This window comes from Lacimicrobium alkaliphilum (genome assembly GCF_002591895.1).
Classification (GTDB): Bacteria; Pseudomonadota; Gammaproteobacteria; order Enterobacterales; family Alteromonadaceae; genus Lacimicrobium; species Lacimicrobium alkaliphilum.
Window position 1 is genome coordinate 140,922 of sequence record NZ_NISX01000006.1, and the last position, 17,926, is coordinate 158,847.

Below are 17,926 nucleotides of genomic sequence, written 5' to 3' on the forward strand. Positions count from 1 at the left end.
GAGATAAATCATGAAATCAATCAGTTTCGTGATTGTCGTTCTGTGGTTGGCGTTATGTCATCCCCTTTCGGCAATCGCCAATGAGTTGACCTTGCGCAGTGCGTTGCAAAAAACTCTGCAAGGCAACCCGGAATTACAGCAGTACCCCTATAAACAGAGAATGGCCGAGGCTGAAAAGCTGCAGGCATCGCTCAGGCCCAATCCGGAAATCGGCATTGAACTGGAGAATGTGATCGGCAGCGGGCGCAACGCCGGCGTGGACAATCTTGAGGCGACGCTGTCCTTCAGCCAGCTCATTGAGCTGGGGGGCAAACGCCAACAGCGTATTGAGTTTGCTTCTGCCAAACAGCGGAGGCTGGAGGCCGAATTTACATACGCCAAAGTAGAGGTACTGGCAAAAACGGCCAGCCGTTTTTATCAGGTCTTGCTATTGCAGGAAGTGGCCAGCTGGAATCAGCGACAGCTGCAGCGCCTTAACAACGCGCTGAATGTAGCCAGGAAACGCGTCGACTCTGGCGCTGTTGCCGCCTCTGAGCTTATCCGTATCCGCCTGCAGCAAAGAAAGACAGAAGCAGATATTGAAGAAATTACCGGCAAGCTGGATGAGGCCCGTACACAGTTAAGTGGTATGTGGGCAGCGGAAGCGGATTTTTCTTCGGTTCAGGGGGCCTTTGCTGATCAGCTGAATCTGCCTTCGTCTGCAAAGCTTAACACTGCGGTAAACCAGGCTCCGGAGTTTCTCCGTTTAGCCGATTCTGAACGGTTGCTGGCTGCTAAAGCGCAGGCACTGAGCAGTGCGGCAACGGCAGACGTAACGCTGGGAGTGGGAGTTCGTTATAACAATGAGTTTGACGATGCGGGTCTGGTACTTAAGGCATCAATGCCGATACTGCGCTCTAATCCCAATGCCGGTTTAATGCAATCGAATCGGGCCGAGCACGATATGCTGCTGGCATTGCAGCAGGTTGTTCGGGAGCGATTGCGTGTCCGAGCCCGCGCTGTTCTGGTGCGCCTGAAAACTCATCAAACGTATTTGCACCGCATTCAGCGTTCATTGCTACCCCTGGCCCGGCAACTGGAAGCAGAAACTGAGGCCGGTTATGCCAGGGGAGGATACAGCCTGTTGCAGCTACTGGATGCACAAAATGAACTGGCACAGCTGGAATATGAACAAATCAATCGTCGCTACGCTATTTATCAGGGGATCCTTGAGCTGGAGCACCTGACCGGACAGTCTTTTTTGGAAGCAACACAATGAAGTATTTACCCCTTTTAATTTTCATCATGACAATGTGTTTTGGATTATCTGAACTGCCCCGGGCTTTTGCTTCAGGAGGAGATCAGCATGACCATACAGAACAGCAACAGGGACCAGAGGGAGGCAAGTTACTCACTGCAGGGGATTTCGCCGTTGAGATCAGTATCTTTGAGTCAGGCATCGCACCGGAGATGAGGGTGTACACCTACCAGAATAACAGGATTGTTCAGCCCGATAAGGTGCGCCTGCAGGTTACGTTGCATCGCCTTGGGAATGTCACCGATACACTGACCTTTTCACCGGAAGGAAACTATCTGGTCAGTAATGAAACCGTGGCTGAGCCACATTCATATAAAGTCTCTGTAAAAGCGCAAACCGGCAAGCAGCAGGGGGCCTGGGACTATGAGAGCGTTGAAGGCCGCACCACCCTCACAGACAGGGTGATTAGAAAAGCTGGCATTACTGTCGACAAGGCGGGGCCGCAGACACTTAACTTTACCGAGCGCTTGTTTGGTGTTGTTGCTCCGGTAAATAAGCGTATTGCCCATGTCAGCGCTACCTATGCTGGCATTGTAACGGATGTACGGGTGAATATTGGTGAGGCTGTCAACAAGGGACAGACTCTGGCGGTGGTCAAGAGTGCGGCCAGTGGTACAGAGTACGATCTTGTAAGTCCAATCAGTGGTGAAGTGACTCAACGGCTGGTTAATACCGGTGAAATGGCGGCTGAGCAGATGCTGTTTGAAATTATTGATTTATCCAAAGTCTGGGTGGAGTTGTCTGCGTTTCCACAAAACATCGACAAGCTCAAAGTCGGCCAGCAGGCAGAGATTTTCGATTTGCACCAGCATCAGCGCGTGAAGGGTCAGGTCACCTACATCGCACCGATCATGACGGGCGGGCATATTGCCCGGGCCCGAGTTCTGGTCAGCAATACTCATGGGCACTGGCGCCCCGGAATGCATGTACAGGCAGATGTGAAGGTGGGCCAGAAAGCGGTTCCGTTGGCGGTTAAAACCGATGCTCTGAAGACGTTCCGTAATATGCCGGTGGTTTTTGCCCGCTTCGGTAACACCTTTGAGGTCCGGATGCCTCAGTTGGGTGATACCGATGGCAATTACACCGAAGTGAAAAGCGGACTTGCGCCCGGGACCTTTTATGTATCGGGTAACAGCTATTTGCTTAAGGCTGACATTCTTAAACATGGCGCCAGCCATCAACATTAGGAGGCGAGTATGACTGATGCACTAATACGTTTCGCCATCCACAAGCGTTGGCTGGTGATAGCCGCCACTGCTCTGGTCGCTGCAGTGGGAGTGTATAGCACATTAAAATTACCCATTGATGCGGTGCCTGATATCACTAATGTGCAGGTGCAGATCAATACCGAAGCGCCCGGTTACTCGCCGCTGGAGACGGAGCAGCGTATTACCTATGCGGTCGAAAATGCCATGGCCGGTATACCGAACCTGGATTATACCCGTTCCCTGTCGCGTTATGGCCTGTCTCAGGTCACTGTGATCTTTGATGAAGGCACAGATATCTACTGGGCCCGTCAGCAGATCAGTGAGCGCTTACAAAGCGTTCGTGGAAAGTTGCCGCAAGGAATAGAGCCGGCGTTAGGGCCCATTGCCAGCGGTCTGGGGGAGATTTTCACCTACATTGTCAGAGCCCGGTCCGATGCCGTTGATAAAAATGGTCAGCGCTATACCGCAGAGTCTTTGCGCACAATACAGGACTGGGTGATCCGCCCACAACTGCTTAAAGTGCCGGGCGTGACTGAAATTAATGCCGTTGGCGGCTATGAGCGTGAATACCAGGTGGCGCCAATGCCGGGGCGAATGCTGGCTTATAAAGTCTCTATGGAGGATATTTTTCGTGCACTGAGGCTGAATAATAACAATGTCGGCGCTGGTTATATAGAGCGCAATGGCGAGCAATGGCTGGTGCGTTCCCCCGGGCAACTGAAAAGCCTGGAGGAGATTGGTCAGGTTGTGATCACCAAACGTGATGATGCCCCTGTGCGGATTAGCGATGTGGCCGAGGTTAAATATGGTGAACAGCTGCGCACCGGTGCTGCTACCTCAGAGGGAGAAGAAGTCGTATTAGGTACGGCAATGATGTTGATTGGCGAGAACAGTCGCATTGTATCTGAGGCGGTTGCGAATAAGCTGGTCAGGGTTCAGTTGAGTCTTCCTGAAGGCATTGTGGCAGAGCCTATCTATAACCGAACCACTTTAGTTGATAAAACCATTGCCACCGTGGAGAAGAATCTCTTTGAAGGGGCAGTGCTGGTAATCCTCATATTGTTTCTGTTGCTGGGTAATGTTCGTGCGGCTCTGATTACGGCGTTGGTGATCCCGCTGAGTATGCTGTTTGCCGTCACTGGTATGACGGTAAACCGGGTATCCGGAAATCTGATGAGTCTGGGCGCGATTGATTTTGGCATTATTGTCGATGGTGCCGTGATTGTGGTTGAGAACGCACTGCGTCGACTCGGATTGGCTCAGCAGCGATATGGCAGGCTTTTGTCCACTAAAGAGCGATTGCAGGAGGTATTTGAAAGTACCCGCGAGGTGTTTAACCCGGCCGTGTTCGGTGTGTTGATTATTATGCTGGTATATCTGCCGATTTTTGCCCTCAGCGGTGTGGAAGGTAAGATGTTCCACCCCATGGCATTTACGGTAGTGTCGGCCCTGCTGGGCGCCTTGATTCTGTTAATGACGTTTGTGCCGGCGGCGATTGCCATTTTCGTCAAAGGTAAGGTGACACACCAGGAAAACCGGATCGTGCGCGGTGCACGTCGTGTCTATGAGCCGGTACTCAGGTTGTCGTTAAAACAGCCCCTGCTTATTGCAGTCGTGGGATTCAGCTTGTTTGCCGCCTCTTTGTATCAGGCATCGCGCATGGGCACGGAGTTTCTGCCGCAACTGGATGAGGGGGATATCGCCATGCACGCACTGCGAATTCCGGGAACCGGTCTGCAGCAATCTGTTGATATGCAGTTGCAACTGGAATCGGCGATCGCTGAGTTTGGTGAAGTGAAACGGGTATTCTCCAAGATCGGCACACCGGATGTGGCAACGGATCCTATGCCACCGAGCGTGGCGGATACCTTCCTGATACTGAAGCCTCGTGAGCAATGGCCGGATCCCACTAAAACCAAAGCTCAGCTTATTTCTGAGTTGCGGGAAAGGGTCGAACAGGTTCCCGGCAATAATTATGAATTTACCCAACCCATAGAAATGCGCTTTAACGAGCTTATATCCGGTGTCCGTGCTGACCTGGCTGTGCGCATATATGGCGATGATCTGAGCCAGCTCAAGTCACTCGGTGATACTGCGGTGAGTATAATCAATACTGTTCAGGGGGCCGCCGATGTTCGCGCTGAGCAGATGACCGGGCTTCCAACCTTAACTGTCATCCCTCAGCGGGATCATCTGGCCTTGCTGGGGCTGACCGTCACAGATGTACAGCGTGCGGCTCAGGCCGCGATTGGCGGCATTGAAGCCGGAACCATCTATGAGGGCGACAAACGTTTCCGGTTGATGCTGCGCATGGATGACAACTGGCGTGAGGATATAACCAGCCTCAGGCGCCTGCCTGTGGCGGTGCCAAAGGCGACTAATCCTGAACTGCAGTATGTGCCGCTGGGTGAAATCGCCGAGCTGAAGCTTAGTATGGGGCCCAATCAGATCAACCGTGAAAGTGGCAAACGAAACATCGTAGTGAGTGCCAATGTGGTTGGCAGGGATCTGGGCTCTTTTGTTAAAGACATACGTCAGAAAGTTGAATCTCAATTGCCTCTACCTGCGGGTTACTGGGTAGACTACGGAGGTACATTTGAACAATTGCAGTCGGCATCACAACGGCTGGCCATTGTGGTGCCGCTGGCCCTGCTGTTGATTTTTGGGCTACTGTACAGTGCTTTTAATTCTATGAGTAATGCGCTGATTATCTTCACCGGGGTACCGCTGGCGCTGACCGGTGGCATTCTGGCTCTTACCTTGCGGGGCATGCCTCTGTCGATTTCAGCAGCAGTAGGATTTATTGCCTTGTCGGGTGTTGCCGTGCTCAATGGGGTGGTGATGTTGTCTTTTATTCAGCAGCTCAGGGATAGGGGCCAGTCACTGTTTGATGCCGTGTTTGACGGAGCCCGCCAGCGGTTACGTCCGGTACTGATGACCGCACTGGTGGCGAGTCTGGGTTTTGTGCCGATGGCCTTTAATACTGGTACAGGTGCAGAGGTGCAGCGTCCTCTGGCAACCGTAGTAATTGGTGGCATTGTGTCTTCCACTATATTGACACTGGTGGTGCTGCCGGCTTTGTACCTGTTGTTATATAAGCTGCGAAACTCCGTATCAGAGAAACCTCAGGAGAATTCCCAGCCCGGTTAGTCCTCTTCCGAAGATAGGTGCAATCGAACCTATCTTCGGTTTTTCCTGCATAGGCGCTAATTATCAGCCCTATCCCCGACATCTGTTCCTGATATATGAAACTTTAATGACAGCGCAATGCTGTAACAAAAATGTCACTCACCTTGTTTAACCTAGCCGCCGGTATGAATACATAAACCCATAAAACCCGAATTGGAGAGCTCAATGCAACTAAACACTCTATTTAAAGCCTCGGCTGTTGCCATGGCTGTGGCCCTGGCCGGTTGTGGCGGTGACATCAATATAAACACAAGTACTGAAGCTCCGGCTCCAGCGCCAGCTCCAGCTCCGAGCCCGACACCCACACCTACTCCAGCTGAGCCTCTCCCGGGTGAATTCAGCGCCGCTTTATCGCAGGCTGCTACTGATGCTCTGGATCAAAATGTTATTGTGCAGGTGCTAAGCGGCCGCATTACTGAAGATACGACTCTGGTTTCTACTTCTGACTCTGACCGTGTGATGTATGCACTGGAAGGGCAGGTTTTTGTCGGCGGTGACAATACAGATTCAGCTACTCTGACTATTGAACCCGGAACAGTGGTGTTTGGCAGTACAGGTGGGGATGTACTGGTCGTCAGCCGGGGATCACAGGTTGATGCTGAAGGTAGCGCAGACGCGCCTATCGTTATGACCTCTTTGCAGGATATAACCGGTGAAGAGACTGGCGCTGGCCAGTGGGGCGGTTTTGTAATATTAGGTAACGCGCCTTCTAATAAGTGTCCGAGTGATGGTTCAGACTGCTCGTTGCAGGTTGAAGGGATTGAGGCCGGTGCTGTTTTCGGCGGTACAGATGAAGACGATAACTCTGGTACGTTGCGTTATCTGGTGCTGAAAAATGCCGGCTTCGAAATCGCCCCTGATAACGAGCTTAACGGTATTACTTTTGGCGGTGTAGGCCGTGGTACCACAGTGGAATATATCCAGGTGGATTCTAATGCCGATGATGGTATCGAAATGTTCGGCGGTACTGTCGATTTTAAAAATGTGGTACTGACCGGTATTCAGGATGACAGCGTAGACTGTGATAACGGCTGGCGCGGCCGCATGCAGTTTGTTTATGTTGAGCATGACAAAAATGGCGGTGATGCCAACCGTGGTATTGAGTGTGACAACGATGGCTCTAACCCTGGCAAAGAGCCAATGACCCAGCCGATTATTGCCAATATGACCATTATTGGTAACAATTTTTCCGGTACCAATTCCTCAGAAGGGGTTTATCTGCGCGAAGGCGTGGGCATGAACATTTACAACATGGTTATTACCGGTCCTTCAGAAATGGGGGAGTGTCTGGAAGCTGAAAGCGAGCCGGTGACGCAGGCGAATCTGGGTAACGGTAATATTTCCATGCAAAACTCGGCAATGGCCTGTACCAATGACGAAAACTTCAAGTTTGGCGCTACTGACGTGAATCTGGAAGACTGGTTCCTGGGTCAGGATGGCAATTTCATCAGTAGTTCGGTCATGCTGGACAGTGATGGTGTGCCGATGGCCGGTTCTCCTTTGCTTGGTGCCGGTCAGGATGTGGCTAATACTGTCGATGGCAGCTTCTTTGAATCCGTTGACTTTATCGGTGCAGTAGGTGATGACGACTGGCGTCAGGGCTGGGCCTTTGGTTTTGGCGGCGGTGAAGTAGCCAAAGAAGGTGACTCTGAAGCGCCAGTAGCAGGCTGCCCAATCGGTACTGAAGCGATCTCACCTGTGGATGGCTCCACCACCACTTGTCAGCTCTCTGGCCGTATCACCGCGGACATGACTCTCACCGAAGGTAATATGTATGCCCTTAGTGGCCAGGTGTTTGTTGGTGGCGATAATGTCGACTCAGCAACACTGACGATTGAACCGGGTGTTACGCTTTATGGTCGTGAAGGCGCCGATGTGCTGGTGGTCAGTCGTGGTTCACAAATTATGGCTGAAGGTACTGCTGATAAGCCTATCACTATGACGTCACGTCAGAATGTACTGGGTGAAGATGCTTTTGCCGGGCAATGGGGTGGCTTTGTTATCCTGGGTAACGCACCATCCAATAAGTGCCCTTCAGATGGCTCCGATTGTGCCCTGCAGGTTGAAGGTATTGAAGCCGGTGCGGTATTTGGCGGCACTGACAGTACCGATAACTCCGGAACCTTACGCTATGTGCGGGTGATGAACGCCGGTTTTGAAATAGCGCCGGATAATGAGCTTAACGGTATTACCTTCGGTGGCGTGGGCTCAGGCACGACGGTTGAATACCTGCAGGTACACCAGAATGCCGATGATGGTATCGAGATGTTCGGTGGCAACGTCAACTTTAAATATGTTGCTCTGACCAGTATTCAGGATGATAGTGTCGATTGTGATAACGGCTGGGACGGCAAGATGCAGTACGTGTTAGTTAAGCATGCCGATGATGACTCCGATGCCAACCGTGGTATCGAGTGCGATAACGACGGTTCTAACCCGGGCAAAGAGCCGATGACCAGTCCGACCATCGCCAATATGACCATAATCGGCAACAACTTCGCCGGCACTAACGCTTCAGAAGGTATCTACTTCCGTGAAGGTGCGGCGCCGAAGATGCACAACTTCATCGTCACCGGTCCTGCGGGCATGGGTGAATGTCTGGAGTTTGAATCTGAGCCGGTAACTCAGGCTAACCTCAGTGATGGCACGGTCATGACTCACAGCGTAATGGCCTGTGAAAACGAAGAGAACTTCAAGTTTGGCGGCTCCGATGTGAATCTGGAAGACTGGTTCCTTGCGCAAGACGGTAATCAGGTTGCCGCCGGTCGCAGTGCAGTGCTCAACGGCATTTACACCATCATCGACAGCACTACTGAAGATTTCAGCGGTGACACCTTCTTCGATAATGTTGACTTTATCGGTGCAGTGGAAGAAGGCAACGACTGGACTGCTGGCTGGACTGTAGGTCTGGAGTAATAGCTTGGTAGGTCCTGATACAAGTGCGTTGCTTAATAGCAGCGCACTTGCTGTTTAAGCCTTAGATAAAGATGACATGCACAAGAGGTTACACATATGAAGCGTGCGATTAGGTTTCCCCTCGCCAGCCTGAGTGCGGCCATACTGGCCGTGTTGAGTACTCAGCCGGTTCTGGCACAAAGCGATGATGAAGAACAGTTGATTGAAGAAGTGGTGGCCACGGGTACCCGCCTTAAAGGCAGCGCTACCGCAGTAATGCAGGAGCGTAAGGATCAGGCCTTTGTGGCCGATATTATGGGCGCGGAACAAATCGCCCGTACCGGTGACAGCGATGCGGCTGGCGCACTGCGCCGTATTACCGGTCTGACCCTGGTAGACGGTAAGTTTATCTATGTTCGTGGTTTGGGTGAGCGTTACTCAAGTACTTTGCTAAACGGTGCCTCGGTGCCAAGCCCGGATCCGACCCGTACTGTTATTCCACTGGATTTATTCCCGGCCGATATTATCGAAAGTCTGTCGGTACAGAAATCCTTTTCTCCGTCCATGCCTGCTGCCTTTGGTGGTGGTAGCGTGGATATCCGCCTGAAGAGTATCCCAACTGATACCGTTTTTAATGCCAGTGTCAGTGTTGGTGGTAATACGGATAACTTCGATGATGCCTGGCAGTACGATGGCGGCAGCAGCTGGAAGGGCAAGGATGATGGCACCCGCGCGGCCCCCGCATCGATACAGGCGCTGTGGGACAGCCGTACCTCGTTGAACGACCTCAGTACAGATGTGAATCGCCAGTTGGCGGTGGACCTGAACCGAGATTATGACCCGGAACTGAAATCGGTGGATCCTGATTTTGGATTTAACCTTGCTTTCGGTGACAGTAAAGATATTGATGATTTTCGGATCGGCTTCCTCGGTACTGTAGGCTATGACAATGAATGGCAGGTTAGTGACCTGTTCCTCGGTGAAGATTATCGTCAGAACCAGGATGGTACCGCCACCCTGGTGCGTGGCTGGGATGAGGTAGAGGCGACAGATCATTCGGTTAAATGGTCCGGCATGCTGGCATTAGGTGTGGATTACAACCGCAACCACAGAGTCGACCTGACCACGGTAATCCTCAACGACACCAATGACGAAGTCCGTGAAAAGCTGGGTAACAGTAATAACATCAACTTCGGCTCTGATCAGCGTATCCGCGAATATGATGTGACCTATGAAGAGCGGCGCATGGTGGCCAATCAGATTAAGGGGATGCATACCTTTACCGAGTGGAACTTCCTCGGTTTTGATTGGAAATACTCTGATTCCCGTTCCAGCCGTTATGCCCCGGGTAATGTTCAGACTCGTTTTATCATAACGGATCAAAATGAAGACGGTGTCTTTGACCGGGTCAATGAGAGTATTCTCAATAACGCCACAACGGCCTCCCGTTACAGCTTCCAGGATCTGGATGATAAGGTCGAAAACTATGGCTGGAATCTGACTTTACCGGTGACGCTGGAAAAGTGGGAGATCGTGCTTAAAACCGGCGCTGATTTTGTCGAGAAGACCCGTACCGCCAGTAACCGCCGTTTTGATGTGAATGCGCGGGCCTTTATGGACTCCAGCGTGCTTACCGGCCACCGTTTTGCGGATATTCTCAATGATGACGTGATTCTGAATGCGCCGCTTACGGATAGTATTTTGCGGGATACCACGATTGCCGGCGATGACTATGTATCGGCGCAAAAAGTGGACGCCTATTACTTTGAAGCGGACATGTTCTTCGATAATAAGTGGCGTATCAGTGGTGGCTTTCGCTGGGAAGACTTCCGTCAGGTGGTCGCGCCCTTAGATCCTGCCGATGGTACCATCGATCTGCCCACCAGCCCGACCCCGGAAGACCTGGCCAGTCTGGCATTCCAGGAAGATAACCTGTATCCCGCGCTGGCGCTGACCTATGTTATCGATGATGAAATGCAGTTGCGCCTGGGCTATGGCGAGACCGTGGTGCGCCCGGATTTGCGTGAACTGGCACCGACTACTTATCTGGATCCACTGACGCTGTTCCCGGTCGGGGGGACACCGGGTCTGGAAACCACAGACATTAAAAACTATGACCTGCGCTGGGAATGGTATGTGGACAACGGCGATAACCTGTCTGTGGCGCTGTTCTATAAAGATATGGAAAATCCGATTGAAACCGTGCAGTCTCCCGCTCAGGATGGTCCGCCTCTGGTGCGGATTGCCAACGCTGAAACCGGTGAAGTCTACGGTGTGGAACTGGAGTTCCTCAAAGGTCTGGACTTCCTGGGTGACTTTGGCCGTAATTTCTACACCGCCGGTAACCTGACTCTGAGTGACTCGGAAATTCAGCTGGATACTCAGGCCATCGTCGAGCAAACCGGTGTGTCTACGGCAATCACCAATACTGAGCGTCGCCTGACAGGGCATTCTGAGTATGTGCTGAACCTGCAGTTGGGCTTTGACTCTGACAGCGGTGAGCACTCGGCTTCGGTGGTGTATAACGTGTTCGGTGAGCGGATTATTATTCCGGGCATCGAAGGCCGTGATGACTCCTACGAGCAGCCGTTCCATTCACTGGATGTGGTGTATACCTATTACCCTGACTTTAACTCTACTGTCAGCGTTAAGGTTAAAAACCTGCTGGATGAGAAAAAGGAAATCACTTTTTCTGATAATCTGATTCGCTCTGAGTCCCAGGGAATTGAATTCAGCTTGTCCTATAAAAGAGAGTTCTAAGAGACAGTCTTAACTATCGGGGGCGGTGATCGCCCCCTTTCTTTCCTTCCTTTCTGGCTATCAGTCTACCAGACATCACTCTCAATAAGTTTTGCCCCTTGATCTCAGGTCAGCCTTAATCTGTCCGTCATCGAAACGTAATAAAACTGTCACAGATAACCCCTATGCTGTGCGCGAATTCTAAGATCAGTATCCCGCTGATCGTTTCTGACATTGGGGACAGTATGAGGCTTTTGACACGACTTCCAGCGGCGCTTTGCGCCCTTTATCTGCTTGCCGGTCCGGTATTGGCGCAGGAGGATAAGTATCTTGAACCTGTGGTTGAAGAAGCGGCGAAGATCAATGAATCGGCGGCGCAGTCACAGCAGAAAATCAACAAGATGACCGACCAGATTGACAGCAAACTGCAACAGTTCAAGGTGCTCAATAAAGAGATTGACGGCCTGGAAGTTTACAACCGTCAGTTGCGCAAACAGATAGCCAATCAGGAACAGGAAATGGCCGATCTGAATGCCTCCATTGATGAAGTCAGTGTTATCGAACGTCAGATTACGCCGCTGATGATGCGCATGATTGAGGGGCTTGGTCAGTTTATTGAACTGGATATGCCGTTCTTGCCAGAAGAGCGTGCCAGACGTCTGGCCGATTTACGCAATCTGATGGACAGAGCCGATGTGGCGGCTTCAGAGAAGTTTCGCCGGGTAATGGAAGCTTATCAGGTAGAGATGGATTATGGCCGCACTATTGAGGCATACAGTGGCCTGCATACCGTTGACGGTCAGGAGCGGGATGTGGATTTCCTGCGTATCGGTCGCACCGCATTGGTTTACCAGACCCGTGATGCCTCTAAGCAGGGCGTATGGAACAAACAGACCCGCCAGTGGGAAGAGTTACCGTCAGACTATCGCACTCAGGTGACCAAGGGCCTGCGTATGGCCAAAAAACAACTGGCCCCTGATCTGTTAATGATGCCCGTAGCCCTTACCGACTAAGAGAGAAGATTGATGAAATCCATACTAAAGACATTTACTCTGGTCGCCTCTTTTGTCGCGGCCACTGCCTTCGCCCAGGACAGTGACAAAGCGCTGAATCTGGATCAGTTGCTTAAGCAACTGGAACAGGGGCAGATTGTTCAGAACAAAGATAATCAGCGTCGTGAACAGGAATTCGCGGCCAGGGTATCGGAGCAGGATCGTATGCTCAGCGATGCCGCGCAGCGCCGTGACCAGGCACTGCAAACCAGTGAAGATCTCGAGCGTCAGTTCCAGGACAACGAATTTAAGCTGGCAGATTTGGATCAGGCCCTGACCACCCGTTTAGGCTCGCTAAAAGAACTCTTTGGTGTGTTGCAGCAGGTGGCTGGTGATACCAAAGGCAAGTTCCAGAACTCGGTGATTTCCGCGCAAATTCCCGGCCGTGCAGATTTTCTGGACGAACTGGCACAGTCGATGGGCAAAAGCTCCAAGCTGGCTTCGATTGATGAGATAGAGCGAGTCTGGTTTGAAGTGCAGCGGGAAATGACCGAGTCAGGTAAAGTCACCAAATTTACTACCGACGTTGTGGAAGCCGGTGGTGAGAAGGTCAGTAAAGAAGTGGTACGCGTGGGTTCTTTCGCCCTGGTATCCGATGGCAAATACCTGGATATGAACCCTTCTACCGGCACCGTTGCTGAGCTGGTCCGTCAGCCAGCCGGTCGTTATGGTGAAAGTGCGGAAGAACTGCAGGCATCTGATGGTGAGCTGGTGCAATTTGGGCTGGATCCTACCGGTGGCTCTATCCTCGGCTTGCTGGTACAGGCTCCCAACTTTAAAGAGCGGATTGAGCAGGGCGGTGTTGTTGGTTACATCATTCTGGTAGTGGGAGCTATTGGCTTACTGCTGGCACTGGAACGGCTGATCAGCCTGACGCTGACCCGTACCAAGGTTAACAAACAGCTCAAGACTAAACAGGCTAAAACCAATAACCCATTGGGTCGGGTACTTAAAGTGCGCGAAGACTTCCCTAATGTGGATACTGAAACTCTGGAACTGAAACTCACAGAGGCGATTCTGGGTGAAGTGCCAAAACTGGGCCGTAATCTGACCATAATCAAGATTATCTCTGTGGTGGCACCGCTGATGGGACTGCTGGGTACAGTAACCGGTATGATCAATACCTTCCAGGCCATTACCCTGTTTGGTACTGGCGACCCGAAACTGATGGCCGGTGGTATTTCGACAGCACTGATGACTACGGTACTGGGTCTGGTAGTGGCGATTCCGATGACACTGCTGTATGCCATGCTCAATACCCGCAGCAAGAACATTGTTTATATTCTTCAGGAGCAGGCTTCCGGTGTTATAGCCGAACGCGCCGAGCGGGGTTAAGTTCATGTTCTTTGCCGAGTTTTTTGAAGCTATTCGCGATTTTACCGAAACCGGTGGCCAGGTATTGCTGGTCATCGGGGTGCTGATATTCGTGATGTGGCTGCTGATTCTGGAGCGCGCGCTGTATTACTTTGTCTGGCATAAGCAGCTCAAACAGCAGACCATTTCCAGCTGGAATGCGCGGGACGACAAATCATCCTGGTTTGCTGAGCAGATTCGCCAGGCGCAAATCTCCAGACTGATGCTTAAGCTCAATGTCAGCGTGCCGATTATTCAGTCGCTGGTGGCATTGTGCCCTTTGCTCGGACTGATGGGCACGGTAACCGGCATGATCGAGGTGTTTGATGTGATGGCCATCTCCGGCTCGGGCAATGCGCGCTCTATGGCGTCCGGCGTGTCCAAAGCCACGATTCCTACTATGGCAGGCATGGTCGGCGCGTTGTCCGGTGTATTTGCCTCCACCTGGCTGGCGCGTATCGGTAAGACCGAGAAAACCCATATCGAAGACGCCATGACGATGGAACATTAGTAGGTCGGACTTTAGTCCGACTGTTTAGCGTTAGGCTGGCAAATACGTCGGGATAAATCCCGACCTACAGGAAAATGGCTCCGGGATTCAACAGATTTGTCGGACTGAAGTCCGACCTACAGTAAAAGAGAAATTTATGAAACAGCATTTTCAGAACCTGGTAGATGAAGAAGAAGCGAATATCGACCTGACCCCCATGCTGGACGTGGTGTTTATCATGTTGATCTTCTTTATCGTTACCGCGTCTTTCGTTAAAGAATCAGGTATCGATGTGAACCGGCCGGAAGCGGCCACGGCAGTGAAAAAAGACCGTGCCAATATTCTGGTGGCCATCAGTGATAAGAACGAAATCTGGATCAACAAGCGCCGTATCGATGAACGTGCCGTGCAGGCCAATATCGAGCGCTTATACGCTGAAAACCCGCAGGGCAGTGTTGTTATCCAGGCCGATAAGAAAGCCACCACTGAAACCCTGATTAAGGTAATGGATGCCTCCCGCGCCGCAGGTGTATATGACGTATCCATTGCTGCTCAGGATTAGTCCCGGGCAGTCTTGTAGCAAAAGGGCGAGTTATGTTTATCAGTAAATTATCACAAGGGTCAGCACTGGCATGAGTATTCCAAGATTAGTGATAGCGCTGGTGCTGGCCGCTGCGGTCACATTGGGCCTGTTCTTCCTGATGCAATCGCTGATTCAGATGGGTGGCAGCGCCCTGACTGAGCCTGCTCAGGGCAGCGTACTGGATTTTGTACGGGTCAAAGAAGAAGAGATGGTCGAGAAAAAAGACCGTAAACCGAAGAAGCCACCTAAGCCGGAAGAGCCACCGCCGCAAATGGAGCAGCCGCAGATGGACTCGCCCACCCCCAATGCCGAAGGGGGTGCCGGGATGAACTTTAGCGCCGATGTTGGTGGTGATATGGCCATCAGCGGTGGTCTGGCCCTGGAAGGGGGAGACGGTGAATACCTGCCGATTGTTAAGGTGGCACCGGTTTATCCGCGTCGGGCGTTACAGCGAGGTATCGAGGGCTATGTGATTGTTGAGTTTACCGTCGGTAAGCAAGGTTCGGTAAAAGATCCTTTTGTGGTGGAAGCCAATCCGGAAGGGATCTTCGAGCAGGCTGCTATGGAGGCGGCGCTGAAGTTTAAATACAAACCCAGAGTGGTAAACGGTGAGGCGGCGGAAGTCTCCGGCGTGCAAAACCGTATTACCTTCCAGATAGACGGTTAGGGGAGCATGATGTTAGTCAGAAAGTCATTGAGTCAGCTTATTGCTGTAGCTCTGCTGGGCTGCACTTTGTATAGCCTTCCCGCGTTGCTTCCGGTTTCCCTGGTGCAGGCTCAGGAGTCAGGCGAGGAGCGCAAAACCCGCCGCACACCGGCACTGCGGGCTAAAGTCTACGAGCAACTGGCGCGCGCTCAGGCGCTCGCCGATGAAGATAAAACCGCAGAGGCCATCGAGGCGCTGAATTCGGTAAAAGAGCGCAGCAGTTCCATGAACAGCTACGAGCTGGCAATGATGTACAACTTCTACGGGTTTATTTACTACAACGATGAGAAGTATGACGAGGCTATCGCTGCCTTCGAAAAGGTCGTTGAGCAGCAGCCCATTCCTGAGTCTTTTGAGTTAAGCACGCTGTTCTCGCTGGCTCAGCTACATATGATGCAGGGCAACTATGACAAGACCCTGAGCTTTCTGGAGCGTTGGGAAGCGTTGAATCCAGGTGAGATCCCGGCAAAAAACTATCTGATCAAGGCCCAGGCCATGTATCAGATGAAGGATTTTGAACGGGCATCGAGGTTTATCAACCAGGCGGTGGAAATGGTTGAGGCCGAGGGCAAAATACCTGAAGAGAACTGGTACGTGTTACAGCGCGCCGTATATTACGAACTGAAACAACCTGAAAACGTCCGCGATGTACTGGTAAAAATGGTCAGGCACTACAACCAGGATCAATACTGGGTGCAACTGGCGGGCATGTACGGTGAGCTGGGCGAAGAGAAAAAGCAACTGGCGATCCTCGAGGCGGCTTACCAGCAGGATTATATCACCAGCAGTTCGGATCTTTTTAACCTGGCACAGCTCTATTACTATCACCAGGCACCGGTCAAAGGGGCAAGGTTAATGGAACAGGCGATGGCGGACGGTACATTGGAGCGCAATCTGCGTAACCTGAAGTTTCTCGCCAATTGTTGGTCACTGGCCAAAGAGCACGAAAAAGCGATACCGGTGCTGACATCCGCCGCCGAACTGTCGAGTGACGGAGAGCTGGATGCCCAGCTGGGTCAGTTGTATCTGAATATGGAACAGTGGGATAAGGCCATTGATGCAGCCAGCCGTTCGCTGGAAAAAGGTGAGTTGCGCAATCCCGGCATGTCTCATCTGGTGATGGGGATGGCGTATTTTAATCAGAAGCGATTTAACGATGCCCTGAATCAATTGGCGAAAGCGGAAGAATATGACAACTCCAGACGTATGGCTCAGCAGTGGGGGCGTTATGTGGAATCGGAAAGGGTCAGCTATCAGCGATTGCAGGAAGAGTTTTCTTCCTGACCCGATCTCTGGCAGATATATTGCGGTCAGGTTGTCCACTCGCTGAGTGGAAGATTAATACCCATTGGTAAACCCGATGAGTATTAGTCATTGATATTTCCATATCCACAGTAGCGGACTGTTTTATCGATAATGTTTTGCAGTTCGTTGGTTTCGGTGAAATGTGCCAGAGCCTTATTGATATCAGTTAGCAGTTGCTGCCAGTTGTCCTTTTTACGACTGACGGCATAGTACAGGTGGTTGTACTGCAAGGCTGGCTGGATGACTTCCAGCTTGCTGACATCTGACATGAACCCTGGTGAGGAGGAGTTCGCCTGGCTGATATTGTAAAAGATCACTTTAGGGTCGCCGATGATTAAGTCTACCCGCCCGGCCAGCAACATTCTGGCCAGCTGTAAGTCATGGGTGGTCTGAATAGTCTGAAAATACCCCTGATCCATCAGCTGATCAAACTCCGGCGTATTCTGATACCCCCGTACCACACCGATATGGACGCCTTTGAGGCTTTTCAGTTGACCATTAAACCTGTGTGCTTCGCCTTTACGTTTGATCAGGGCAATACTGCCGCCGGGAAAAGGATCCGACAAGGCCAGGTGTTCGAGCCGGTGGGTGCCCGGATAGATATCAGAGGGTGCGCGTTGTTCGATAAAGTACTCGGGATAGAGTATATCTGAGTCTCCGGACTCCGTTTCCTGTACCGCACGCGCCCATGGACGAAACTGAGAATGTACTGCGTAGCCCTGACTGTGCAGTAATGCCACAGTCAGCTGCTGAACCCACCCCTGCTTACACAGGTTTTCACCAATATAGGGTTGCCAGTTGAGCGTTGATACAACGATAGTTTTGTCTGTGCTGTTATCCATAAAAAGATAGCCGCGATCGGTCCGAATTCCCTGCACCTCATAATTGTTATTCTGATACTCATATTCCACCAACAGATGAGGTGAGGCGGCCAGTGAGGCGCAAAACAGCAGAACGCAGGGCCCGAAAAAACAAATAAACTTCAGCAAAACTCATCATCCGGTTGTTGTGAACGCGTAATAATCTATGCGGGTTGGTATTAGTTGACAGTATAGAACACTCTAGAAAAAGGGCGACTTTTCAGATAGTTATTTACTGTTGCAACGATT

At 51.6% G+C, this 17,926-nt stretch carries 12 protein-coding genes; 11 read left to right on the forward strand and 1 reads right to left on the reverse strand.

The window, feature by feature from the left end:
* Positions 1-10 precede the first annotated feature (10 nt).
* From CDA54_RS07790 to CDA54_RS07840, 11 genes are all read left to right on the forward strand, one after another.
* A complete protein-coding gene (locus CDA54_RS07790; protein ID WP_099034431.1) occupies positions 11-1,258 on the forward strand; it encodes a TolC family protein in 1,248 nt (415 codons plus the stop codon).
* Positions 1,255-2,484, forward strand: coding sequence for an efflux RND transporter periplasmic adaptor subunit (locus tag CDA54_RS07795; protein WP_099034432.1), 1,230 nt, complete (start codon positions 1,255-1,257; stop codon positions 2,482-2,484). The genes CDA54_RS07790 and CDA54_RS07795 overlap by 4 nt, the downstream gene beginning before the upstream one ends.
* A 9-nt stretch (positions 2,485-2,493) precedes the next feature.
* On the forward strand, positions 2,494-5,655 hold the full coding sequence (locus CDA54_RS07800; RefSeq protein ID WP_099034433.1) for an efflux RND transporter permease subunit: 3,162 nt from the start codon (positions 2,494-2,496) through the stop codon (positions 5,653-5,655).
* A 204-nt stretch (positions 5,656-5,859) separates the two neighbouring features.
* Positions 5,860-8,610 carry a hypothetical protein gene (locus tag CDA54_RS07805; RefSeq protein ID WP_099034434.1) on the forward strand — a complete coding sequence of 917 codons (2,751 nt, stop codon included), beginning with the start codon at positions 5,860-5,862 and terminating at the stop codon, positions 8,608-8,610.
* Between the two features lie 96 nt (positions 8,611-8,706).
* Positions 8,707-11,349, forward strand: a complete 2,643-nt coding sequence (locus CDA54_RS07810; protein ID WP_099034435.1) for a TonB-dependent receptor domain-containing protein — start codon at positions 8,707-8,709, stop codon at positions 11,347-11,349.
* 224 nt (positions 11,350-11,573) lie between these two features.
* Complete coding sequence (locus tag CDA54_RS07815) at positions 11,574-12,341, forward strand: DUF3450 domain-containing protein (protein ID WP_099034492.1); 768 nt, start codon at positions 11,574-11,576, stop codon at positions 12,339-12,341.
* Between the two features lie 12 nt (positions 12,342-12,353).
* Entirely contained in the window at positions 12,354-13,715 is a 1,362-nt protein-coding gene (locus tag CDA54_RS07820; protein WP_099034436.1) for a MotA/TolQ/ExbB proton channel family protein, read from the forward strand.
* 4 nt (positions 13,716-13,719) lie between these two features.
* On the forward strand, positions 13,720-14,244 hold the full coding sequence (locus CDA54_RS07825) for a MotA/TolQ/ExbB proton channel family protein (protein ID WP_099034437.1): 525 nt from the start codon (positions 13,720-13,722) through the stop codon (positions 14,242-14,244).
* Between the two features lie 136 nt (positions 14,245-14,380).
* On the forward strand, positions 14,381-14,785 hold the full coding sequence (locus CDA54_RS07830; RefSeq protein ID WP_088329765.1) for an ExbD/TolR family protein: 405 nt from the start codon (positions 14,381-14,383) through the stop codon (positions 14,783-14,785).
* A 76-nt stretch (positions 14,786-14,861) separates the two neighbouring features.
* On the forward strand, positions 14,862-15,473 hold the full coding sequence (locus tag CDA54_RS07835) for an energy transducer TonB (RefSeq protein WP_099034493.1): 612 nt from the start codon (positions 14,862-14,864) through the stop codon (positions 15,471-15,473).
* Positions 15,474-15,482: 9 nt separating this feature from the next.
* Positions 15,483-16,796, forward strand: coding sequence for a tetratricopeptide repeat protein (locus CDA54_RS07840; protein WP_099034438.1), 1,314 nt, complete (start codon positions 15,483-15,485; stop codon positions 16,794-16,796).
* An 83-nt stretch (positions 16,797-16,879) separates the two neighbouring features.
* On the opposite strand, the gene CDA54_RS07845 is transcribed toward CDA54_RS07840, so the two are convergent.
* Positions 16,880-17,806, reverse strand: a complete 927-nt coding sequence (locus tag CDA54_RS07845; protein WP_099034439.1) for a substrate-binding periplasmic protein — start codon at positions 17,804-17,806, stop codon at positions 16,880-16,882.
* Positions 17,807-17,926: the final 120 nt, after the last annotated feature.